At 72.9% G+C, this 22,333-nt stretch carries 17 protein-coding genes; 10 read left to right on the forward strand and 7 right to left on the reverse strand.

Annotation, left to right across the window (positions count from 1 at the left end):
* Positions 1-320 precede the first annotated feature (320 nt).
* A complete protein-coding gene (locus tag AC067U_RS06645) occupies positions 321-956 on the forward strand; it encodes a winged helix-turn-helix domain-containing protein (protein ID WP_478828541.1) in 636 nt (211 codons plus the stop codon).
* 62 nt (positions 957-1,018) lie between these two features.
* On the opposite strand, the gene AC067U_RS06650 is transcribed toward AC067U_RS06645, so the two are convergent.
* Complete coding sequence (locus AC067U_RS06650; protein ID WP_478828542.1) at positions 1,019-2,509, reverse strand: PepSY-associated TM helix domain-containing protein; 1,491 nt, start codon at positions 2,507-2,509, stop codon at positions 1,019-1,021.
* Between the two features lie 65 nt (positions 2,510-2,574).
* Positions 2,575-3,381 carry a hypothetical protein gene (locus AC067U_RS06655; RefSeq protein ID WP_478828543.1) on the reverse strand — a complete coding sequence of 269 codons (807 nt, stop codon included), beginning with the start codon at positions 3,379-3,381 and terminating at the stop codon, positions 2,575-2,577.
* A gap of 145 nt (positions 3,382-3,526) precedes the next feature.
* Here AC067U_RS06655 and AC067U_RS06660 point away from each other — a divergent pair, with 145 nt between their 5' ends.
* Positions 3,527-4,117 carry a rhomboid-like protein gene (locus tag AC067U_RS06660; protein ID WP_478828544.1) on the forward strand — a complete coding sequence of 197 codons (591 nt, stop codon included), beginning with the start codon at positions 3,527-3,529 and terminating at the stop codon, positions 4,115-4,117.
* Between the two features lie 74 nt (positions 4,118-4,191).
* Positions 4,192-4,989 (forward strand): tyrosine-protein phosphatase, encoded by a 798-nt coding sequence (locus AC067U_RS06665; RefSeq protein WP_478828545.1) that lies wholly within the window; start codon positions 4,192-4,194, stop codon positions 4,987-4,989.
* A gap of 75 nt (positions 4,990-5,064) precedes the next feature.
* Here the strand turns inward: AC067U_RS06665 and AC067U_RS06670 are convergent, their stop codons facing one another.
* Positions 5,065-5,466 carry a VOC family protein gene (locus tag AC067U_RS06670; RefSeq protein WP_478828546.1) on the reverse strand — a complete coding sequence of 134 codons (402 nt, stop codon included), beginning with the start codon at positions 5,464-5,466 and terminating at the stop codon, positions 5,065-5,067.
* A 183-nt stretch (positions 5,467-5,649) separates the two neighbouring features.
* Between AC067U_RS06670 and AC067U_RS06675 the strand changes: the two genes are divergently transcribed.
* From AC067U_RS06675 to AC067U_RS06695, 5 genes are all read left to right on the forward strand, one after another.
* Positions 5,650-7,731: a hypothetical protein gene (locus tag AC067U_RS06675; protein ID WP_478828547.1), complete on the forward strand. Its 2,082-nt coding sequence runs from the start codon at positions 5,650-5,652 to the stop codon at positions 7,729-7,731.
* A 93-nt stretch (positions 7,732-7,824) separates the two neighbouring features.
* Entirely contained in the window at positions 7,825-8,721 is an 897-nt protein-coding gene (locus AC067U_RS06680) for a metal-dependent hydrolase (protein WP_478828548.1), read from the forward strand.
* A gap of 8 nt (positions 8,722-8,729) precedes the next feature.
* Positions 8,730-9,770 carry a PDR/VanB family oxidoreductase gene (locus AC067U_RS06685; protein ID WP_478828925.1) on the forward strand — a complete coding sequence of 347 codons (1,041 nt, stop codon included), beginning with the start codon at positions 8,730-8,732 and terminating at the stop codon, positions 9,768-9,770.
* A gap of 155 nt (positions 9,771-9,925) precedes the next feature.
* Positions 9,926-10,627, forward strand: coding sequence for a TetR/AcrR family transcriptional regulator (locus AC067U_RS06690; protein WP_478828549.1), 702 nt, complete (start codon positions 9,926-9,928; stop codon positions 10,625-10,627).
* A 60-nt stretch (positions 10,628-10,687) separates the two neighbouring features.
* Positions 10,688-11,224, forward strand: a complete 537-nt coding sequence (locus AC067U_RS06695) for an N-acetyltransferase family protein (RefSeq protein WP_478828550.1) — start codon at positions 10,688-10,690, stop codon at positions 11,222-11,224.
* 28 nt (positions 11,225-11,252) lie between these two features.
* Here the strand turns inward: AC067U_RS06695 and AC067U_RS06700 are convergent, their stop codons facing one another.
* From AC067U_RS06700 to AC067U_RS06715, 4 genes are all read right to left on the reverse strand, one after another.
* Entirely contained in the window at positions 11,253-12,461 is a 1,209-nt protein-coding gene (locus AC067U_RS06700; RefSeq protein ID WP_478828551.1) for an aromatic ring-hydroxylating oxygenase subunit alpha, read from the reverse strand.
* A 5-nt stretch (positions 12,462-12,466) separates the two neighbouring features.
* Complete coding sequence (locus AC067U_RS06705; RefSeq protein WP_478828552.1) at positions 12,467-13,153, reverse strand: VC0807 family protein; 687 nt, start codon at positions 13,151-13,153, stop codon at positions 12,467-12,469.
* Between the two features lie 108 nt (positions 13,154-13,261).
* Complete coding sequence (pulA, locus tag AC067U_RS06710) at positions 13,262-18,625, reverse strand: pullulanase-type alpha-1,6-glucosidase (RefSeq protein WP_478828553.1); 5,364 nt, start codon at positions 18,623-18,625, stop codon at positions 13,262-13,264.
* A 42-nt stretch (positions 18,626-18,667) separates the two neighbouring features.
* Positions 18,668-20,395, reverse strand: a complete 1,728-nt coding sequence (locus AC067U_RS06715) for a carbohydrate-binding module family 20 domain-containing protein (RefSeq protein ID WP_478828554.1) — start codon at positions 20,393-20,395, stop codon at positions 18,668-18,670.
* 243 nt (positions 20,396-20,638) lie between these two features.
* Here AC067U_RS06715 and AC067U_RS06720 point away from each other — a divergent pair, with 243 nt between their 5' ends.
* Both AC067U_RS06720 and AC067U_RS06725 read left to right on the forward strand, forming a co-directional pair.
* Positions 20,639-21,442 carry a tetratricopeptide repeat protein gene (locus tag AC067U_RS06720; RefSeq protein ID WP_478828555.1) on the forward strand — a complete coding sequence of 268 codons (804 nt, stop codon included), beginning with the start codon at positions 20,639-20,641 and terminating at the stop codon, positions 21,440-21,442.
* Between the two features lie 353 nt (positions 21,443-21,795).
* Positions 21,796-22,230: a VOC family protein gene (locus AC067U_RS06725; protein WP_478828556.1), complete on the forward strand. Its 435-nt coding sequence runs from the start codon at positions 21,796-21,798 to the stop codon at positions 22,228-22,230.
* The last annotated feature ends 103 nt before the right edge of the window (positions 22,231-22,333 follow it).

The raw sequence follows: 22,333 nt of genomic DNA on the forward strand, positions 1-22,333 counted from the left end.
CGATCCATTGACTGAGACTCGCCCTGCCCTGGGCGGCCTCCGTCTGCTTCAATGTCGCCCATGGCCAGCTATCCGCACACCTCGACCGGTCGCAGCGACCTCGAGCCGTTCTGGCCGTCCCGTCAGCACCACGACTTCGACCGGGTGTGTTGTCGCGCGGAGAACGCGCCGACCCTCTAACGCCTTCCGGGACCCGACACCGAGATCGACACCGGCTTCCCCGAAGACCTTCGGTCCGCGCGGCACGACTCCGACGCAAACGCACTGCGTCCGCACCTCGTCCAGTCACCTGCCGACTCGCGTGAAAGAGCTGCCCACCCATGGCGAACACCCGCACCCTCTCCTCCGCTGCGACCGCCGCCCACCCCCACTCCCCGTCCCACACCCCCGCCCCCGCCGCGTTCCCCCGGCACCGGCTGCGCGCCGTGGACCGGGACGAGGTGGCCCGGGTGGTGGACCTGCTCCCGCCCGGCGCCACCTGGCTGCCCGCCCCGCCGCACACCCTGCCGGCGGCCCTCCCGGGCCGGCCGCCGATGATCGGCTACCTGGTCCTCGTACCCGCCGACCAGCAGCCGCCGCTCGACCTCGCGCCCCGGCCCGTCACCCCGGCCGGGCCCCCGGCGTCGGCGCCCGCCGCCGCCCGGGCCACCGCCGACGGAACGGCCGTCACCGGGGACGCCCTCGTACGGATCGACCCGGCGCGGCGCACCGCCGAGGTGGACGGGCACGTCCTGGACCTGACCTACCTGGAGTTCGAGCTGCTGGCCCACCTGGTCGCGCACCCCCACCGGGTGCACAGCCGGGACCAGCTCGTCACCACCGTCTGGGGCTACGGCCACGTCGGCGACGGCCGCACCGTCGACGTCCATGTCGCCCGGCTGCGCCGGAAGCTCGGCGCGCAGCACCGCGGTGCGATCCAGACGGTCCGCCGGGTGGGCTACAAGTACGCGCCCTGAGCACGGCGGTGGGCCCGCACTCCCCCATCCGGGAGTACGGGCCCACCCTCGACCTGTTGCCGTCAGACCGTGGACGCCTCGGCCCGTCGGCCGGCCACCAGGCCGAGCAGCACGTCGATCACCAGGAACACGACCAGGCTGATCCCCAGCAGCGGGATGAACCAGCCGACCAGCGCCGACACCGCCGCCAGCGGCAGCAGCACGGTCACCGGCAGCTTGCGCCAGGCGCCGCGCGGCTGCGCCCGGCCGACGGACAGGGTCCGCTCCTTGGTGGGCCTGCGCAGCCACCACATGCGGTAGCCCCAGAAGACCAGGAACATCAGCGCGACCGCGAGTGCCGCCAGGGCCAGCTGGTTGACCAGGCCGAACAGCAGACCCATGTGGACGTCGATGCCGAAGCGGGTGAGCTTGGCGAGCAGCGGGTAGTCGGCGAAGGGCAGTTCGTCCATCACCTTGCCGTCCGCCGGGTCCACGGACACCGCGTCGAGGTGCACCGGGAAGGTCTTGTCCCGCTCCTTGACGACGTAGCCCTTGCCCTTCGCCGGCAGGGTGATCTGCACGCTCTCGGACACCCCGGCGGCGCGCGCGGCCGCGAGGACCTTGTCGACTCCGACGTCGGCCGTCGGCGGCATCACCATGTTGCCGTCGGCGTCGACCTGGTGGCCGGCGTGCTCGTCGCCGCCCGCGTCGCCGCCGCCGTTGACCGAGGCGGACACCGACGGGGTGGCCCCGCCGAGCCGGTCCTGAAGCTGCCCGATGTTCTCGCCGGCGTACGTCGACCAGGTCAGGCCGGTCGCGGAGAGCACCACCAGACCGAGGGCGGCCCACAGGCCGACCGTGCCGTGCCAGGACAGCGTCCGGCGGCGGCCCGGCGCCGCCTTCCGGTCCGGCACCACCAGCTGCGCCTTGCGGCTGCGCCGCCGGCCGATCCACAGGGCCAGTCCGCCGAGCGCGACCACCCACATCCAGCTGGCCGCCAGCTCGCTGTAGATCCGGCCGGTCTCACCGAGCTGGAGGCTGGCGTGGAACTCGCTCAGCCAGGCGCGCAGCGGGAGGGCGTCACCGGAGGTGGCGAGCTCGCCGCGGACCTCGGCGGTGTACGGGTCCACGAAGACGGTGAGCGTCTCCTCGGCGCCGACCTCGGGGCTCTCCATGATCACCCGGGTGGTCGCCTCGGCGTCGGGGCCGGGCCAGACGCCGATGACCTCGCCCTTGGGGGCGGCTTCCTGAGCGGCCTTGACCTGCTCGCTCAGCGGCAGTGCGGACTGCCCGACCTTCGCGACGGTCAGCTCGTCCGAGTAGATGATCTTCTCGGCCTGGAAGGACAGGGCGTAGAGCAGGCCGGTCACGGCGGCCAGGAACAGCAGCGGGGCGATGAGGACGCCCGCGTAGAAGTGGAGGCGCAGGAGCAGCGGGCGGACGGCCGCCCAGCCGCTCTTGCCGGCCTTGCCGGCCCTGTCGGTGTCGCCGGTGTTGCCGGTGTCGCCGGTGTTCGCGTCGTTCTGGTCGTTCTCGTCCCGGACACGGGCGTCGGGTATGTCGTCAATGGCCATGCCAGTCCTAGGGGTTGGCGAAACATGGGGAAATCGACCCCAGGTCTCGCCGGTTCGCCGTGGGTTCAGGCGAAGGCAGGAAGGCCGGGGGCCGTGGCGCGGGCACTGAGGCCCCGCGGCGGCCCCCGCCGCACCACGGCGTGGGCGTGCACGGCACCGCGCAGTCGGCGCGGGCGTACGTACGGACGGGCGGGGACGGGGCGGTCCGGCGGCGCCGGCACCCGCTCCCGTACGAGGGCCAGCACGCGGCGCACCGGCCCGGCGGCCGTGGCGGCCAGTACGCGCAGGGCGCGGGCCAGGCGGAAGACGGCGGCTTCGCCGCGGGCCAGCCACAGTGCGCAGAACAGCCCGGCGAGCAGGTGGGCGGCGACCATGCCGAGGCCGCCGTGCCCGGCCATGTCACCCATGCCGCTCATGCCGGTCATGCTGCCCAGGGCCGAATCCGCACCCACGCCCATGCCCATGCCCGCGTCGGCACCCATGCCGGTGGCCGCGTCCGCGCCCATCCCGACAACCGCGCCCGTCGCCGCCTCCGGCGCGTGGTGGTGCAGATGCCCTCCCGCCGGCGGCGCGGTGTGGGTGGCGGTGAGCGCGCGGGTCGGGCCCGCGGCCGCGGCGGTCTGCGCGGCGGAGAACACCAGGTGGAGTACGCCCTGGACGGACAGCAGCGAGACGGCGATGCCCACGGGCCCGCACCGGCGGCCGGCGCCGAGCCAGGCCAGCACGGCGGTCACCCCGAAGGCCGACAGCAACCCGCTGGCCGGAACATCCGTGCCGGACATGGACGAATGCCCCATCGCCGCCAATGCCACGCACACCGCCGCGAACATCGCGGCCCGCGTGACGCGCATCGGCGCGGATTCCCTCGGCATGGCCGCTCCATGGTGCCACCTGCGGCAGCGCCCGGGGAGGGCGGGTGACCTGGGAGTTGTCGCACTCCCCGGCTCCGGGCCGCCCGCACGCCCCCCGCGCGCCCCCGCCCGCGCCTGCCCGCCCCGCATGACGGATCATGATCGGATGACCCCTCTCCTCCTGGCACCGGTGTACGCGGGCGGCGTCCAGCTCGGGGCGTACGCCCTGGAGCGGCTGGACCCGGCCGAGCGCGAGCGGATCCTGCGCGGCTGCTCGACGAACGTCGACAACCTCGCCGCCGGCCGCTGGGACACCCTGCTCAGCAGCGCCTTCGTGGTCGAGGAGCCGATGCCGCTGGCGTACGCGCTGCTGCTGCTCGCCGTCCTCGGGTACGCCGAGTACGCGTACGGGGCCTGGTGGACCGCCGGCGTCTTCCTGCTCGGGCACACCACGGCCACCCTGCTCGTGTACGGGACCCTGCGCGCGGGCTCGGCCGGGGCGCGGACCCGGCGGGCGCTGGACGTGGGGACGAGTTACGGCTTCAACGCCGTCCTGGGGGCGATGACCTCGGCGCTGCCGCGGGGTCCGGTGCGTACGGCGGTCCGGGCGGGGCTGCTGGCGCTGGCGCTGCAGCCGGTGCTGCGGCGGGACCGGACGTTCACGGACGCCGGGCACCTGGCCGCACTGGGGATCGGTGTCGGGCTCTCGGTGGCCGCCGATTACCTTTCCTCAACAAAACGTCCGAAAATCATATGACTCAGCCGTTCCGCTGAGCCGGCCGTCTCGGCCGCCTCGGCCGACCGGCCTGTCCGTTCCCAGGAGCCGCCACGATGACCGCCATCCCGTCCACCACCGTCGCCAATCTCCGCGACCTCGGCGGCACCCCGCTCGCCGGCGGCCGCGCCGTCCGCAGCGGCCTGGTCCTCCGCTCGGGGCAGCTCGACCGGCTGGACCCGGCGGCCGACCCGGCGGTGGCCGCCCTGGGCATCCGTACGGTCCTGGACTTCCGCACCGGCGCCGAGCGCGGCGACCACCCGGACCGGCTGCCCGAGGGGGCCCGTCTGCTGGTGGAGGACGTGCTGGCGGACAAGATGAACACGGGCCGGGTGCCGGTAGCGGCCCAGCTCAAGGACATCCTCGCCGACCCGATCAAGGCGGAGGAGCACCTCGGCGGCGGCAAGGCGGAGGCCCTGTTCGGCGACATCTACCGGTCCTTCGTCAGCTCCGCCTCCGGCCAGGCGGCCTACCGCACCCTGCTGAACGAGCTCGCCGACCCCGAGGCCGGCCCGCTGCTGTTCCACTGCACGGCGGGCAAGGACCGTACGGGATGGGGCGCCACCGTGGTGCTGGCCCTGCTCGGCGCGGACGACGAGACCCTGATGGCCGAGTACCTGTCCGTCAACCCGGCGGTCCGGCAGGCGTTCGCCCCGATGATCGAGGGCTTCACGGCGGCCGGCGGCAACCCGGACATCGCGCTCGCGCTGATCGGCGTGGTCCCGGCCTACCTGGAGGCGGCGCTGGACGAGGTCAGCACCCGCTACGGCTCGATGGAGAAGTACGTCCGCGAGGGCCTCGGCGTCCCGGACGAGACGGTCGAGGCGCTGCGCACCCTCCTGATCGACGGGTAGGGCCGCGCCGGGAACGGCCGTGCGGGCCTAGCGATCGCCCGGCCCGCACGCCGGTACCCGCTGCCGGGCTGCCCGTTACGCCTCCTCGGTGAAGCCGTACGGGCGGGTGATGATCTCCATGCCGTGGCCGCTGGGGTCCCGGAAGTACAGGCCCCGGCCGCTGTGCTCGTGGTTGATCTCGTTCTCCTGCCGCATCTGCGGATCGGCGTAGTACGTGATCCCGCGCGCCGTGATCCGCTCGAAGGCGGCGTCGAACTCCTCGTCGGAGATCAGGAACGCGTAGTGCTGCGGAACGATCGACTCCGCCATCTTCTCGGGGAGGGTCACGAAGTCCAGTGCGACGCCGTTGCTCATGTCGAGCTGGATGAACGGACCCCATTCGGCCCCGATCTCGAGACCGAGGACGTGCGCCAGGAATTCGGCGGACTCCCGCTTGTCACGGGAGTGAATGATGGTGTGGTTGAGCTCTACTGCCATGGGTGAATGCCTCCACGGGCATCTCGCGGAACCTCCATGCCTCACCCAGCCGGTGACCGACACGCGATGCCGCCGATCTTGATCGTAGACGCCGGTACGCGCCCCGTCGACCGTTTTTGACCGGTTGGTTTCGCCGCTGTCGACGCCCGGTGACCCGTCGTCCGTTCGCTCGTTCTGCTGAACGTGACTGCTCCGGATACCGCCACCCGTACCGCTGAACCCGCCGTCGGCGCTGCCGCCGGTGCCGCCGTCGGCGTCGACCAGGCCGAGGCAGCTCTGGTCGAGCACTACGCCCGGCTGGTGCGGATCGCCCATCTGGTGCTGCCGCCCGCGCTCGGGCGCAAGCGGCGGGTGCTGACCGCCCACGCCCTGGTCCAGCGGGCGCTGCCGCGCGGCCGCGGCACCGACCGTTCGGCGCGGTCCGGCCGGGCCGCCGGGCCGGTCCCGGCGCAGCGCGGAGAGGGGCCCGGCCCCGGGTACGCCTACGTCCGGCAGCGGGTGCTGCGCTCGGCCCTGGAGGCCGGGCTCCCGCTGACCTTCCGGGCCCTGCCCCGCCGGGCCCAGCTGCCGCCGCTGCTCCCGCAGGTCTGGGGCCTGCGGCTGTTCCCGCGCTCGGGCGGGGCCGAGGAGCTGGCCCTGGACCAGTGGCTGGCCGGGCTCAGCGGGCCCGCCCGGGCCGCCTGCGCGCTGCGGGTGCTGGAGCGGCTGCCCGAGCCGGAGCTGCTGCGGGCGCTGGCCGACGCGGGAGTCACCGACCCGGCCGGGGCGCTCGCCGAGTCCGCGCCGCCGGCGGCGGACGGCCCGCGAGGCGGACCGCGAGACGCCCGGGGAAGCGGCCCGGAAGGCGGCCAGGGGGACCGTCCGGCCGGGGCCGCGCCGGGTGAGGCGCTGCTCCTCACCTCCCCCGAGTTCGACCCGTGCATGCTCCAGGCCCGGCCCACCGATCTGCTGCGCCGCCGCCGGTACGGCCGGACCGCGCTCGCGGCCGCTGCCGCGCTGCTGGTCTGCGGTGCGCTGGTCGGCCTGCCGGGCGGGGGCTGGGGCGCCGACGGCCCGGCCGCCCCGCCGTACGCGCGCAACACCGCCGCCGAGCAGGCACTGGACCCGGCCCTGCTGACCCGGACGGCGCCCACTGCCTGGCGCACCGCCTCCCGTACGGACTTCTCGGCCTGGCCCGCCCGCGGCTCACGGACCGGCGACACCGCGCTGCTGCGCCGGGCGCTGGCCGTGTGGGCCCGGCCCGGCGCCCGCGTCGTGGTCTCGGCCACCCCCGGCACCGCCTCCGGCCCGCCGATGGGCCCGGCCCAGCTGCTGTACGCGGGCGAGGTGGACCAGGCGGTGGTGGTCCTGCTCCACGACGGCCTGCGGGTGATCCGGTACGCCGAGCCGCGCGCGGGCACCGCGGGCGCGGCGCTGGACTTCGCCCGGACCGACGGGGCCACCGCGGAGACCTCCGGCGCGCTGGTGCTCAGCCGGGTGGACGGCAACGTCCGCTACCTGACCGCGCCCTGGGTGACCTCGGTCTCGGTACGCGACCTGGTGAAGCCCGCCGAGCCCCCGGCCCCGCTCCGGCTGACCCCCGACGGGGCCACCCCGCCGGTCCCCTCGCCGCCCGCGTCCGGCGCGTGCACCTCCTGGAACGCGCTGGCCCTCACCTCCGCCGGCTCCACCGCCCTGGTCACGGATCTCGGCGAGCTCACCCCGGCCCGGCTCACCTCGGGCACCCCGGGCGGCGCCCCCGGCACCCCCGGCGAGCGGGCCACGGCGGCACCTTCGGTTGCGCCTTCGGTGGCGGCGGTCTCGGCGGACTGGGCGAAGTCGGCCTGCCTGCTGTCCTCCGTACGCTCGCACGGCGTGCGGACCGTCAACTCCTGGACGTACGCGAAGCAGTCGCTGCCGGAGGGCAACGGGACCGCGGCGTGGCTGTGTGCGCGGGCGGAGACCTGGCGGGGTGCGGCGGACCGGGTGCAGGCGCAGTTCCTGGCCCCGGGCGCGCCGACGGCCGCGGCGGCCGCTCAGGCGGAGGGCTCCCCGGCGTGCGGGCCGCGCGAACCGCGGGTGCTGGCGGGCGTGCTGTGGAAGTCGAAGGGCGGGCAGTGGTACGTCCTGGCGGCGGGCAGCGGCCAGTTCACCTCGCTGTCGGTGTCGGGCGGCGCGACCGGCCGGGCGGGCGGCAACCACCTGGCGGTGAAGGCCCCGGAGGGGGCGCAGGTGGAGCTGACGGGCCGGCTGGCGGACGGCACGAAGGCGGGCGTACTGCGCTGACGGGGCCCGGCGCGGGTCGCGCAGCGGGAGCGGGCGGAAGAAGGCCGTGCACGGGGGGTGTGCACATGCCTTACCCCTCAGTACATTGACGCCATGTCTAATAAGCCGCTCGCCCCCGCCCCCGTGGCGTCGGAACACATAGACCTGCAGGCGCGGAACGTCTCCTTCTCCTGGCAGGACACACCCCTCCACTGGCTGCCGGGCGATCCCTTCGCCACGCACACCATCAACGTGCTGCACCTCCTCCTCCCGGCGGGCGAGCGGTGGTTCGTGCACGTCTACAAGCAGGCACTGCCGCTGATCAAGGACGAGCGGCTGCGGAAGGACGTGGTCGGCTTCATCGGCCAGGAGGCGATGCACGCGGCCGCGCACGACGACGTGCTCCCCCACCTCAAGCGCCAGGGCCTGGACCCGACGCCGTACACCGCCCAGGTGGACTGGCTGTTCGAGAAGCTCCTCGGCGACCGCACCCTCCCGCCCGGCAGGGCCCAGCGCTGGTGGCTGCTGGAGCGGGTGGCGATGATCGCGGCGATCGAGCACTACACGGCGTTCCTGGGCAACTGGGTGCTCAACGCGGACGAACTGGACCGGCGCGGCGCCGACCCGATGATGCTCGACCTGCTCCGCTGGCACGGCGCCGAGGAGGTGGAGCACCGCTCGGTCGCCTTCGACCTCTTCATGCACGTGGACGGCAGCTACCGCCGCCGCGCCCGCACCTGGGCCTCCGCCTTCACCGCCCTGGTCTTCCTGTGGCAGCGCGGTGCCCGCTTCTTCATGGAGAACGACCCGACACTGAAAGACGGCCGGGCGTCGTTCGGGCAGTTCTACCGGGCCGGGCAGCAGGGCACCCTGCCCGCCACGGGCGCGATGCTCCGCTCGATCCCCACCTACCTCTCCCGCACCTACCACCCCTCGCAGGAGGGGTCCACGGCCCAGGCGGTGGCCTATCTGGCGACCTCGCCGGGCGCGAACGGCGGTGCGGCACGGTGACCAACGCGATGAACAGCGCGCTGAAGCTGGCCGCCCTGGCCGGCACCGCCTACCTCACCCGGCGCACCCTCCGCACCCGCATCCGCCGCTCCCCGCTCTGGCCGCTGCCGGCCCTGCCCGTCCCCGTCTCGGGCCGCTCCCCGCGCCGCTGGATCCCCGCGCGGATCGCGTCCCGCACGGAGCCGGCGGACGGAGTCGCCCTGCTGACCCTGGAATCCCCGGAACTGGAGCCCTGGGCCCCGGGCGCCCACGTCGACGTCCGGCTCCCCTCGGGCCTGGTCCGCCAGTACTCGCTGTGCGGCGACCCGGCCGACACCGGCCGCTACCGCATCGCGATCCGCCTGGTCGAGGACGGCCGCGGGGGCTCGGCGGAAGTCCACGCCGCCCTCCGCGCCGGCACGGCACTGGACGTCCGCCCGCCCCGCAACCACTTCGCCCTCCGCCCGGCGGACTCGTACGCGTTCGTCGCGGGGGGCATCGGCATCACCCCGGTCCTCCCCATGCTGGCGGCGGCCGATGCGGCCGGTGCGGACTGGACCCTCCTGTACTGCGGCCGCAGCCGTGCCTCGATGCCCTTCCTGGACGAACTCGCCGCCCACGGCGACCGCGTCACGGTGGTCCCGGAGGACGAACGGGGCCTGCCGGACCTGACCGGTCTCCCCGCCGACGCCCTGGTCTACTGCTGCGGCCCGGAACCCCTGATGGAGGCGGTGCGTTCCGCCGTTCCGCCCGGCACCGAGGTGGTCCTGGAACGCTTCACCCCGGCCACCGCCGTCGCCGCGGACCTGCGCCCCTTCACGGTGGAACTGCACCGCTCGGGCACCACCGTCGAGGTCGGCCCCGACGAGTCCGCCCTCACCGCGATCCGCCGGGCCCTGCCCGACACCCCCTACTCCTGCGGCCAGGGCTTCTGCGGCACCTGCCGGCACCGCGTCCTGTCGGGCGGGGTGGACCACCGCGACACCCTCCTCACCGATGCGGAACGGGAGGACTCCCTGCTCCTCTGCGTCTCCCGCGCCACGGGCGACCGCCTGGTCCTGGACCTCTGAGGCAGACCGGCCACTGGCTCGAAACCCGTGGTCGTCACGGCCTGCTGACCGGGCGTCACCGGCCGGATCACGGGGAGTCGGTGACAGAACACGGCGCGCGCACGGGCGAAATCCGGCCAGGCGACACCGGCGGCCCGGTGGGTAAGGTGTCACACATGACAACTGGCGTGCGGCGGAGGATGGGTGTCGAGGAGCGGCGCCGGCAGCTGATCTCGGTGGCGCTCGACCTGTTCAGCCGGCGCTCGCCCGAGGACGTGTCGATCGACGAGATCGCCGCGGCGGCCGGGATATCGCGACCGCTGGTGTACCACTACTTCCCGGGCAAGCAGAGTCTGTACGAGGCCGCGCTGCGGCGGGCCGCCGACGAGCTGGCCGCGCGGTTCGAGGAGCCCCACGAGGGGCCGCTCGGGGCGCGGCTGCTGCGGGTGATGGGGCGGTTCTTCTCGTTCGTCGACGAGCACGGGCCGGGGTTCTCGGCGCTGATGCGGGGCGGGCCGGCGGCCGGGAGCAGTCGGGCCAACGCGATGATCGACGAGGTGCGGCGGGCCGCCTACGAGCAGATCCTCGTCCACCTGGGGGTGACGGAGCCGCCCGCGCGGCTGGAGCTCGTGGTCCGGTCGTGGGTGTCGCTCGCCGAGTCGACCGCGCTGATCTGGCTGGAGGGGAGGCGGATCCCGCGGGCGGAGCTGGAGTTGCAGCTCGTGCACGACTTCGCCGCGCTGGTGGCCGTGAGTGCCGCCTACGACGAGGAGATGGCCCAGATCGCGGTGCGGATGCTGGCGGGCGAACCGGCCGACGGGCCGTTCGGGGACCTGGTGGGACGGCTGGGACGGCTGGTGCCCCCGCCCCGTTGGTGATCACCGTCCCCTTGACGGTCCCCGTCCCGTCGATGATCACCGCCGCGTGATAATTCCCGCGTGATCATTGACGATGGGTTCGTGTTCCGGCCGGCCGAGGAGAAGGACGCCGGGACGCTGGTGGCCTTGTACGACTCCGCCGCGCGCTGGATGAGGGGCGCGGGGATCGACCAGTGGAAGGTCGGCGACAAGGACCGGGCGCACTTCCGCGCGCGGATGCGGGACGGCGAGGTGTGGCTCGCCTCCGACGAGGACGGCCGGGTGGTCGGCGGCTACGAGCTGTGGTGGTCCGACGAGGAGGCCTGGGGGGTGCAGCCCCCGGTCGCCGGCTATGTGCACCGGCTGATGGTGGAACGCGCGACCGCTCCCGCCGGCACCGGGCGCCGCATGCTCGAACATGCCGAGCGGCGGATCGCCAGGACCGGGCGGGAGCGGGCGCGGCTGGACTGCGTGTCCACCAACCCCCGGCTGCTCGCGTACTACCGGGGTGCGGGCTACCGGGTGGTCGGGGAGTTCCCCCACAAGGAGGGGAAGGACGGCCGGGTGTACGGGGTGATCCTGCTGGAGAAGCGGCTGGACCGGCTCACCGTGGTGTGACCGCCCGTTCCCGACCGCCTCGGGGTGATCACAGCAGTCGTTCCGCGAGGTAGCGCTGGAACTGCCACAACGGGCGCTCCAGATGGGAGAACCGGCCGTCGGACGGAGCCGGGTGGGACGCCAGGCCGCGCTGGACGCCGCGGACGGCCACCAGGTCCTCTTCCTGGATCCGGTCGATCTGATCGCGGATGCCGGCCAACTGCGCGGCGAAACCGGGTGTGTCCGGCACTCCGGGCGGGACCATGGCGGTGATCCGCGTGGCGTGGGTGGTGGGACCGGTGGGCAGCCAGCGGATGGCGACCGCGCTGTCCGGGAGGACCGCCAGGACGAACTGCGGGAAGATCCCCGCGATGAGCATCCCGGGCCGCGGTTCCCGGCCGGATCCATCACGGCCCGCCGGACCCGCGCCGCCCCGCTCGGGGCCGGACATCGGTGTGAACATGGTGAACCAGCGCCCGTCGCATTCGTCGACTTCCGTGTCCCGGCCCGGCAGCACCGGGTCCAGGGTCGCGGCGTGCGTCCCCATGTGGTGGTAGTTCTCCGAACCGTTCTCCACCGCCACCTTCCAGTTGGCGGGTACGCCCTCCCAGGTCCGGGTGTGGACACTCACCCAGTCCGCGAGGCCATGGCCGCTCAGCCGCCGGTCCAGGCCGCGCAGTCCGGGTGCCGCCGGTGCCGCGGCGGGGTCGAGGTTGAGCATGACGAAGCCGTTCCAGACCTCGACGCGGTGCGCCGGGAGCCGACAGCCGGCCCGGTCGAAGTCGACCCGATGCATCAGCGGAGCACCGGCGAGCTGCCCCGCGTAGCGGCCGTTCAGCCGGTAGGTCCAGGTGTGGTACGGGCAGGTCAGGCGCTTCAGACAGCCCTGTTCGGGCGTGGTCTCGGGCGGCAGGAGGTCCATGAAGCGGTGGCGGCAGACCCGGGACAGGGCATGCAGCTCGCCGTCCTCGTCCCGGGTGATCACCAGGGGCGCGCCCAGGACGTCCAGCCGCAGGTAGCTCCCCGGCTGCGGGATCTCCTCGGCCCGTGCCACGCACAGCCACTCCCGCCGGAAGATCCGTTCGGTCTCCCATGCGTACAGCTCCGGGGAGGTGTACGCATGGGGTGGGAGCGTTCGGCCGCGTTCGAGCGGGAGCTCGGCCAGACGCCGCAGCTCGGCGAGCGTTCCGCGCAGCACCTCGGGAGCGCGGGACGCGGGTGCCTGGGGTCCCTCGGCCGTGGTCCGGTGGCGAGTCATGGTGATCAGCCTTCCTTTCCGGTGCTCAGGGGTGTCGAACCGAAGAGCGACAGTGCGTGCCGGCGCCCGTGGCGGCGGCTGTAGGCGATGGTGGCGAGGACGACGGCGCAGAGCACGGCCAGTCCCTTCGCGCGGTTGAGTGCCGGAACGGACTCCACCGGAAGCAGCAGCGCGATGAGCACTCCGGCACCGCAGTCCAGCAGTTGGGAACAGCCCCACAGGACCGTCAGCCGGGTCAGTCCGCCGCGCAGCGCCGGTGATGCGTTCCAGGCGGCTTCCCGGGCGCGCGCGGCGGCAGGCCCGTACCAGGACTGGCCGGCTTGGAAGGCGAAGGGCTTCGCCATGAGGAGGGAGCCCAGGATCCAGAGCCCGGCGGCCGCCCCGAGTCCGGCGTCCTTGACGAGGATGACCCGTGGACTGGCGGTGAGCAGCGACGTGACGATGCGCACCGCCAGCATGCCGATCAGGAATGCCTCGAAGCCGTTGACACGGCGCCGCGCGGCGGTCTCGAAGACCATGCGCACCGCCGGGACCGCCCCGCTGAGCGTCAGCGCCAGCCACTGGCCGGCCCCCTGCGATCGCAGAACGTAGAAGACGGCCAGCGGGAGGGCCAAGGTGAACACGACCGGCGCGGCCACGGTCCGCCACGTCGGCAGGTCCGGTGTTCCGGTCCGACCGTTCGGTGATGTCATACGAAAACCGTAGAATCCGGAGAAGATCACTGAATCGACGCGAGGAATGACAAAACCGGTACATCGAAGGATGTACCGGTTTGTCTGTCCTGCGGTGCGCCCGGCGGCTTACCGGGTGAAGACCGCGACCGTGCGGGCCGGGACCTTGAACTCCCTGGCGGCCGCGTCGTACGACGAGCGCTTGACCACGGCGTCGGCGCCGGAGGACTGGACCGGGTGCAGGCGGTAGCCCTTGCCGGCCAGCGCGGCCACCCGCTGGGACTGCTCGGTGGGCGTCGCGTTGAAGACCACCACCAGGTCCCCCAGGGTCATGGTGATGACACCCGGGGTCTCCTCCGTCCCGGAGAGGGGGAAGGCGAGCCGGTCCTGGACCTCAGCCGCCGAGCCGAGGGCGAAGACCGGTTCGGTGGTGCGGATCCGCAGCAGGTCGCGGTAGGCGCCGGCGGCCGCCCCGATCTCCGTGCAGCCGGGGGCGGGACGGGTCAGGAGGGGCTTGGCGTAAGACCACTTGGCGCGGTTGTCGGCGGCCGGCGGGAGGCCGCGGCCGAAGCCGTTGCCGTTCCGGCAGTCCCAGTGGATGGCGTTGAACCAGTCGCCGCTGTCGTAGGAGTTGCGGTCCAGGGACTTGGAGCGGAGCAGGTCGGTGCCGGCCTGGGAGAGCACCGGGCCCTGGGAGAGGGCCGCCGTGGCCAGGGCGATGACCTGCATGCGGGCCTTGTCGGACTCCGTGGTGCCGGCGGGCAGCTTGTACGTCAGGGCGTCGTACAGCGACTCGTTGTCGTGGGCGTCCACGTAGGCCAGGGCGTCGCCGGGGGCGGCCGCGTAGCCGGCCGGCTGACCGTTGTAGTCGACCTGCGCGCCGGTGACCGTACGGCCGCCGGTGTCGGTGAAGCGGTACGCGGCCATGTTGCCGGTCAGACCCACCTTGAGCAGGTCCTGGGCGTGCAGCAGGCGGGCGCGCTGCTCGTCCGGGGTGCCATTGGCGGGCGAGCCGTTCGGGGCGGTGAACAGGCCGGAGGCGAAGCCCTGGACGCGGGGGTCCTCGTCGAAGGGGCCGCCGCCGCGGGCCGCGTCGCGGGCCCGGTCGGAGAAGGTGGCGATGCCGGTGCCCGCCATGTTCTTCTGGGTGGCCTGGACGAAGCGGGCGTCATCGGCGACCTCGCCGAAGTTCCAGCCCTCGCCGTAGAGGATGATCGCCTTCCCGTCGACGCCGTCCTTGGCCACGGTCAGGGCGTCGAGGGCCTTGCGGACCGCGAGGACGTTCTCCTTGGGGTGGTGGCCCATCAGGTCGAAGCGGAAGCCGTCGACCTTGTACTCCTTGGCCCAGGTGACGATCGAGTCGACGACCAGCCGGCCCATCATGGCGTTCTCGGGCGCGGTGTTGGCGCAGCAGGTGGAGGTGGCGACCTTGCCGTCGGGCAGCAGCCGCTGGTAGTAGCCCGGGACGATGCGGTCCAGGACGGACTTGTCCGACTGGCCCGCGGCGACGGTGTGGTTGTAGACCACGTCCATCACGGTGCGCAGTCCCGCGCCGTTCAGTGCCTGGACCATGCGCCGGAACTCGACGGTGCGGGCGGTGCCGTTCGGGTCGCTCGCGTACGAGCCCTCCGGGACGGTGTAGTGCAGCGGGTCGTAGCCCCAGTTGTAGGCGTCCTTGGCCGCGGCGGCGGTGACGCAGGCCTGCTGCTCCTCGGAGTCCGGGGCGTGGGAGGCCAGGTCGCAGGCGGGTTCGGTGCGGTCGGCCGGGTTCTCCGGGATGGTGCCGATGTCGAAGGCCGGGAGCAGGTGGACGTAGGAGGTGCCGGCGGCGGCCAGGGAGCGGAGGTGCTTCATGCCGGCCGAGTCGGCGTCGGTGAAGGCCAGGTACTGGCCGGGGTGCTTGGAGGTGCGGTCGGCGACGGAGAAGTCGCGGATGTGGAGTTCCTGGATCTGTGCCTGGGCGGCGGGCTTCGCGGCCGGCTTGCGCAGGTCGCGCCAGCCCTGGGGGGCGAGGGCCGGGTCGGCCAGGTGCACGGCCAGGCTGTGCGTGGAGTCGGTGGTCAGGGCGGTGGAGTAGGGGTCGGTGACCAGGTTGGTGACCAGCGCCTGGGTGCTGGGCGCCCAGACGGTGACGGCGTAGCGGTACTTCTTGCCGTTCCAGGAGCGCGGGCCCTGCGCGGACCAGACGCCGGTGGTGTCGTCGCGGCGCATGGGGACGGTACGGCCGTCGAGTTCGAGGGCGACCCGCTGGGCGGTCGGCGCCCACACGGACAGCGTCACCCCGCGCGGGGTGAAGACCGGGCCGAGCGCGGCCTGGTTGGCGTACAGGTCGTCGAGGACCCCGGCGAGCTGGACGCCGGTGGCGGCGAGGACGGCGCCGTTGGCGGCGCGGGCGCTCGCGAGGAGCTGGCCGCGCAGGGCCTCGCGGACCCGGTCGCGGTCGCGGGGGTCGACGGTGAACGCCCTGTACGAGGCCAGGTGCGGGAACTTCCGCTTCTGGGCGTCGGTCAGCGCGGTGCCGGCCAGGCGCAGGACGGTGGCCCCGGCGGTGCCGGTGAGGGTGCCGTTCTCCGCCTTGACGGTGCCCGCGCGGGAGGCGAGGAGCGAGACGGAAGCGGCGCTCTCGGGAGCGTTCCAGGCGAGGGTGTCCCGGTCGATCCAGATCGCGTGGGAGGTGGTGAGGTCGAGGGCGGCGGAGCTGCCGGCGGGCTGCGGGAGGAGGTGCTTCTCGCGGCCGGAGAGCAGCCAGGCCTCGTGGCCGGTGGCCTTGAGGTCGAGGGACTGGTCGGTCGGCAGGTCCTTCTCGTCACCCTTGTGGAGGATGTAGGAGAGGGACGCGGCGCCGGGCGCGAGCGGGACCTCGTACACCGCGCCGTAGGAGTCGAAGCGGGCGGGCATCAGCGGCTTGGACCAGTCGGTGGGCGTGGCGGCGCCGGTCCAGACGTGCAGGCCCCAGCCGTCGTAGGCGCCGTCGGGGCGCTGGAGGTGGAGGACGGCCTTGGCGGTGTCCTGCGGCGGGTAGGCCGGGCGCTGCGGCCGGGGGGCCTCCTTGCCCTGGTCGAGCCAGATCTCGCCGGTCTTGGTCACGTCGATGGTGCGGTCGGCGGCGACGTCCTTGTTGCCGTCCTTGTCGATGACCAGATAGCCGACGGAGCTCGCGCCGGGCTTGAGGCGGACGTACGCGAAGGCGCCGTAGGCGTCGCGGCCGGTGAAGGGCTGCCCTTGGGGCCAGGGCTTGGACTCGCCCTCGGCGATGTCGCCCCAGGTGTACAGGCGCCAGTCGGCGTAGTTCCCGTCGGGCCGGTTGTAGTGGACGACGGCGTAGTCGCGCTGGGTGGCGGTCGGGGTCTCGGGGGCGGGCGGGGTGCCGGTGACGGTTTCGGCGCGGGCGCTCGCGGTGCGGCCGGAGGTGTCGACGACGACGGCCTTGTAGCGGACGGGGGTGCCGGCCGGGGCGGTGAGGTGCTGGGTGACCTTGTACGGGGCGTGGTCGGCGGAGCCGAGGACCTGCCAAGGCCCGTTGCCGGTCTGGGCGGCGAACACCACCCGGTTCAGGGCGCCGCCGCCGGTGACCCCGGCGGAGACCTCCACGGTGCCGGTGGCTCCGGCGGCCGGGGCGTTCAGGGTGACGGCGGGTGCGGTGGCGGGGGCCGGGAGCGGGGCTTCGGCGCGGGCCACGACGGAGCCGAGGGCGGGCACGGTGAGGCGGATCCGGCCGTCGGCGGTGACCCGGGCGCCGGTGTCGGCGCCCCCGTACAGGGTGTGGAAGCGGGTGCGGACGGCGCTGTCGACGGGGAGGTCGACGGTCACCGGGGCGTCGCCGTTGTTGACGGCGACGGCGTACTCGTGGCGGGTACGGCCGGTGCTGTCGCTGCGGGTGAAGGCGTAGACGGGGCCTTCGGCCAGGCGCTCGGTCTGGACGCCGTCGCGGAGCGCCGGGTGGGCCTTGGCCAGGGCGGACAGGTCGGCGATCTGCCGGTAGAGCGGGTGCCGGTCGTCGTACGCGTCGCTCGCGTGGGTGCGGTCGGTGCCGAGCTGGTCGTCGTCGAGGTAGTCGGCGGTCCTGGAGGCGAAGAGGGTCTGGCGGGCGTCCTTGTCGCCGCCGGCGCCGGTGAAGCCCTGCTCGTCGCCGTAGTAGACGACGGGGTTGCCGCGGGTGAGGAACATCAGCTCGTTGGCGAGCCGGTAGCGGGCGAGGAGCTCGCTCTCGGAAGCGCCGGGGCGGTCCTGCTTCAGGAAGGTGCCGAAGCGGCCCATGTCGTGGTTGCCGAGGAAGGTGACCTGCTCGTAGGCGTTCGCCTTGTCGGTGGTGTAGCGGTGGTCGTCGGCGAACACCCTGGCCAGGCGGTCCGCTCCGGCGCTCTGGGCGGCGTACGCGCGGACGGCGTCCTGGAGGGGGAAGTCGAGGGTGGCGTCGAGGCGGCCGCGGGTGACGTACGGGGAGGTGACGGCGGTGTCGGCGGAGTAGACCTCGCCGAACATGAAGAAGTCGGGGCGGCCCTGCTTCTCGGCGTAGGCGTCCAGGGCGGTGGCCCACTGCGTCCAGAACTCGGTGTTGACGTGCTTGACGGTGTCGATGCGGAAGCCGTCGATACGGAAGTCCCGGACCCACTTCTCGTAGATCCGCTCCATCCCGGTGACGACCTCGGGGCGTTCGGTCCACAGGTCGTCCAGGCCGACGAAGTCGCCCTGCTCGCTCGATTCGCCGGCGAAGGTGGAATCACCCCGGTTGTGGTACATCGTGGGGTCGTTGAGCCAGGCGGGGACCTTGAGGTTCTTCCTGTCCTCGGGGACGACGGGGGTGCGGGGGAAGGAGTCCCGGTCGACCGCCGGGAACTTCTTCTTCCCGTCGGCGTAGTCCTTGTCGTCGAAGGGGACGCCGTCCTTGGTGAGGTACGGGAACGCCCCCTTCGACAGGTAGCCGTAGGACTTCTCCTCGTAGTCGACGACGTCGGCGGTGTGGTTGGTGATGACGTCGAAGAAGACCTTCATGCCCTTGGCGTGGGCCTTGTCGATCAGCTTCGCCAGGTCGGCGTTGGTGCCGAAGTGCGGGTCGACCTGGGTGAAGTCGGTGATCCAGTAGCCGTGGTAGCCGGCCGAGGCGTTCGCCCCGGTCCCCTGCACCGGCTGGTTCTTGAAGATCGGGGCCAGCCAGATCGCGGTGGTGCCCAGGCCCTTGATGTAGTCGAGCCGGTCGGTCAGCCCCTTGAGGTCGCCGCCCTGGTAGAAGCCCTTGTCGGCCGGGTCGAAGCCGGTCTCCAGGCGGGTGCCGGTCAGGCCGCCGCGGTCGTTGCGCGGGTCGCCGTTCGCGAACCGGTCCGGGAGCACGAAGTAGAACTGCTCCCGGGTGAGGTCGTGCCGGGCCGGCTGGGCGGCGAGTTTCGCGTCCGAGGGTGGTGCGGGCGGACGCGCTCCCGCCGCGGCGGCGGGCAGGGCGGGCAGGAGGGTCACGGCCAGGGCGGCCGCGACGGTGCCTGCTGCGGGGCGTATCAAGGCAGGGCTCCTTGGTCGGGGAGGCGGGGGGGCGGGCTGCGGTCAGTTGCGCCAGGTGTCGGTCAGCGTGACCTTGCCGTTGGCGGGGACGGTGGCGGAGCGGTTGGCCCCGCTCTCCCAGGTGACGTTCCCGGAGGCGTCCTTGCGGACGTACTTGTAGGCGAAGGCCGCGCCCGCGGGCAGGGCGACGTCGAGCCTCCAGACGGGGTAGGCGGCCGGGTCGAGCTTGAGGGCGGCGCCGGTGTTCCAGTTGCCGAGGGCGGGCTGGTCGCCCGTGACGTAGATGTTCTGGCCGGGCACGGTCGTGGCGGTGACGGCGAAGGACGCGCCGGAGGCCACGGACCCGGTACCGCAGGTACGGGCGCCGGTGTGCAGGGCGAGGGCGGTGCCGGCCGCGACGGTGGCGGTGAACTGCCCGGAGGAGTTCACGGTGACGGTGCGGCTGCCGCTCTGCACGTCGCAGTAGTCCCCGGCGGGGAGGGAGGTCTGGAAGGTCCGGGTGAGCGGGGCGCCCTCGTGGTTGATGGCGACGTACGCCTTGGAGCCGCGCCCGAAGGCGATGGCGTCGGCCCCGTTGTCCCACCAGTTCACGACACCCTGACCGTGGGCCGTGTTCCGGAAGGCGACCATGGAGGAGATCTCGCGCCAGGCGTGCTGGCACTTCCATCCGTCGGTGTAGCAGGAGTTGACGGTGCCGCCGTTGGGCGGGCCGGCGTCCTTGTCGCTCCACTCGTAGCCGGAGTGGACGTCCGGGGATCCGTAGGGCCAGGCCAGCATGAAGACGGACGCGAGGGTGTAGGCGGAGCCGGACTTGTAGGTGAGGGTGTCGCCGCCGCGCTCGGTGTCGTGGTTGTCGACGAAGACGCCGGACTTCGCGGACGCCATGTACCCCCAGCCCTCCCCGAAGTTCTTCAGGTAGGCGAGGTTCTCGCTCTCGAAGACCCGCTTGAGGTCGCGGGCGTAGCGGAACTCCTGGACGTCGCCGCTCGGCAGGTATTCGGCGGGATCGACGGCCTCTCCCGCCCCGTATATCGCCTCCTGCTTCCAGTAGACGTTCGGGTCGGTCAGCCGGGACTTGATGTTCGCCAGGTCGGCGGCGGGCATGTGCTTGGCGGCGTCGATGCGGAAGCCGTCGACGCCGAGCGAGCGCAGGTCGTTCAGGTAGGCGGCGATCCGCCCGCGCACGTACTCCTCACCCGTGTCCAGGTCGGCGAGCTTGACCAGCTCGCAGTTCTGGACGTTGCCCTTGTCCTTGTAGTTGGAGATCTCGGCGCGGCAGTCGTCCAGGTCGGCACCGGAGTAGAGGCCGGGGTAGGAGTACTTGGAGTACGTGGACCCGCCGGTGCCGGTGAGGGTGGCGTTCGGGTCCGCCGGGCCGGCCATGTGGTTGATGACGGAGTCGGCAACCACCTTCACCCCGGCGGCATGACAGCTCTCGATCATGTTCTTGAACGCGGTGCGGTCGCCGAGCCGTCCGGCGATCTTGTAGCTGACCGGCTGGTACGAGGTCCACCACTGGGACCCCTGTACGTGCTCCTGGGGCGGGGACACCTGGACGTAGCCGTAGCCCGCCGGGCCGAGGGAATCGGTGCAAGCCTTGGCCACATCGGCGAACCGCCACTCGAAGAGGACGGCGGTGACGTCCTTCTCCCCGGGCGGCGCGGCGAGGGCCTGCGGCGCGGGGACGGCGAACGCGGCAGCGGACGCGGCCGCCACGGCCAGGGCTCTTGCGGTGGGGCGGGTGGTGCGGATGGTGCGCGTGGGGGGCATGGGGGCCTCCTGGCGGAGAGGTGGGGATTGTGAGGACCGTAGGGGGCACCCCCCTTTGTTGCAAGACTTTGCGCAAGAGATTGCAGAATTGTTTCCGATCTTGACGGCCCCGGCCGGACCGAGCCGCCGAACCGGGGCGCCCGGCCGGCCCGGCGCGTGTCCGAGTTGCCCGTGTGCGCCCGAGACGCAGACCGATTCCCGCTTTCTCCGAACAGATGTGCATGGCATTCATATGCTCTGGACATGACACAGATGTCGAGCAATCCACTGGCCCAGGCCACGGCCCTGTACCAGGCCGGGCGCTACGCCGAAGCCGAGGCCGAGGCACGCTCCGTGGCTTCGGCCCTGGAACGGGCGGACGACGACGATCCGTTCACGCCGCTGCTGATGGGCATCGTCGGGCTCGCGGCGAGCGCCCAGGGCCGCCACGGCGAGGCCGTCGCCACATACGACGCACAGCTGCCGGTGTACGGCAGGACCTTCGGCGCCGAACACCCGCTGACTCTGAAACTGCGCGCCGACCGCGCCCAGGCACTGAACATGCTCGGCCGGCACGCCGAATGCGAGGCGGAGTGCACAGCCATCATCGAAACCGCCGCCCGCAACGGGGGGCTGGAGACGACACCCATCGTGATGATCGCCGCCAAGGGGCGGATCCAGGCCCTCAACGCGCTGGGCCGCTACCCGGAAGCCGAGGCGCTGGCGCGTGAGCTCCTCGCCATCCTTCCCGAGCAGCACGACCAGTTCACCCTGGTCCTGCGGCTCAGCCTGGCCGTCAGCCTCAGTGCCCAGAACCGCCACGAGGAGGCTCTCGCCGAGGCGGAGCGCGCCGACGAGGTGCACCATGGATTGCCGCAGGAGGAGCAGGGCCCGGAAACCGGGGCCACCGGACTTGCCGCGGCCACCGCCCTCCACGGGCTGGGCCGCGACGACGAGGCCCGCTCGCTGGCCGCAGCCGCCCACAACGCCTGCCTGGTCCTCTTCGGCCCGGACAACATCCGCGTCGTCCAGGCCCGGGAGCTGCTCGCGCGCATCGACGGCACCTGAGCGGGGCGGTGCATCGGCGCCGAAGGGACCGCCCCCGGTTCGCGGGTCACCCAGCAGGTCTGCCACGACGGGGCGAACCAGCGCTGGGAGCTCGTCGACCTCGGCGGCAGCCAGGTGGCCCATCAAGAACGTGGCCACCGGCTTGCGCCTCGACGAAGGCGCCAACCCGTCCGGCAGCCGCCGCGGGGTCCGCCAGGTCGTCTGCACCGGCGCTGCCGGCCAGAACTGGATGAGGTACGCGGTCTGAGGGCCCGCTCGTGTACGACGCAAGTCGGCGCCGGGCCCTGGACAGAGGTCCCGGCGCCGGTGCAAAAGGAATTGAACGGCAGAGCCCTTGTTCTTACGGTGGGCCGATGACATCGATCAAGCAGTTCCAGGTCACCTTCGACTGCGCCGAACCCGAGCGCGTCGCCCGCTTCTGGTGTGAGGTGCTGGGGTACGTCGTACCGCCGCCGCCGAAGGGGTTCGACTCCTGGGACGAGTTCGATCGTTCACTGCCGGCCGAGCACCAGGGTTCCGCGTTCGCCTGCGTCGACCCCTCGGGGGTTGGCCCGCGGCTGTTCTTCCAGCGCGTTCCCGAAGGGAAGGCCGTCAAGAACCGGGTGCACCTCGACGTGCGGGTCGGCACCGGGCTCGTGGGTGACGAGCGCTTCGCCGTGCTCGATGCAGAGCGCGCACGGCTTGAAGCGCTCGGCGCCGTATGCGTGCTGGTCCAGCGCGCCGACGGCTTCAACGAGTCCTGCATCACGATGCAGGACGTCGAGGGCAACGAGTTCTGCCTCGACTGACCAGCCTCCGGGGCCTCGGACTTTCCCGGCCGGTCGGAGCATGACCGGCCGGGGCGAGCACGGGCTCACTCCGCGAAACGAAATGCCTGCCGGTGGTCGCGCG

It is taken from the genome of Streptomyces sp. NPDC043853 (genome assembly GCF_056436025.1).

Excerpts from the sequence above, each read along its gene's own strand:
- AC067U_RS06690 (WP_478828549.1), top strand. The coding sequence starts at position 9,926 with ATGACAACTGGCGTGCGGCGGAGGATGGGTGTCGAGGAGCGGCGCCGG.
- AC067U_RS06685 (WP_478828925.1), top strand. The coding sequence starts at position 8,730 with ATGAACAGCGCGCTGAAGCTGGCCGCCCTGGCCGGCACCGCCTACCTC.
- AC067U_RS06660 (WP_478828544.1), top strand. The coding sequence starts at position 3,527 with ATGACCCCTCTCCTCCTGGCACCGGTGTACGCGGGCGGCGTCCAGCTC.
- AC067U_RS06680 (WP_478828548.1), top strand. The coding sequence starts at position 7,825 with ATGTCTAATAAGCCGCTCGCCCCCGCCCCCGTGGCGTCGGAACACATA.
- AC067U_RS06720 (WP_478828555.1), top strand. The coding sequence starts at position 20,639 with ATGACACAGATGTCGAGCAATCCACTGGCCCAGGCCACGGCCCTGTAC.
- AC067U_RS06665 (WP_478828545.1), top strand. The coding sequence starts at position 4,192 with ATGACCGCCATCCCGTCCACCACCGTCGCCAATCTCCGCGACCTCGGC.
- AC067U_RS06705 (WP_478828552.1), bottom strand. The coding sequence starts at position 13,153 with ATGACATCACCGAACGGTCGGACCGGAACACCGGACCTGCCGACGTGG.
- AC067U_RS06650 (WP_478828542.1), bottom strand. The coding sequence starts at position 2,509 with ATGGCCATTGACGACATACCCGACGCCCGTGTCCGGGACGAGAACGAC.
- AC067U_RS06645 (WP_478828541.1), top strand. The coding sequence starts at position 321 with ATGGCGAACACCCGCACCCTCTCCTCCGCTGCGACCGCCGCCCACCCC.
- AC067U_RS06725 (WP_478828556.1), top strand. The coding sequence starts at position 21,796 with ATGACATCGATCAAGCAGTTCCAGGTCACCTTCGACTGCGCCGAACCC.
- AC067U_RS06670 (WP_478828546.1), bottom strand. The coding sequence starts at position 5,466 with ATGGCAGTAGAGCTCAACCACACCATCATTCACTCCCGTGACAAGCGG.
- AC067U_RS06655 (WP_478828543.1), bottom strand. The coding sequence starts at position 3,381 with ATGCCGAGGGAATCCGCGCCGATGCGCGTCACGCGGGCCGCGATGTTC.
- AC067U_RS06715 (WP_478828554.1), bottom strand. The coding sequence starts at position 20,395 with ATGCCCCCCACGCGCACCATCCGCACCACCCGCCCCACCGCAAGAGCC.
- AC067U_RS06700 (WP_478828551.1), bottom strand. The coding sequence starts at position 12,461 with ATGACTCGCCACCGGACCACGGCCGAGGGACCCCAGGCACCCGCGTCC.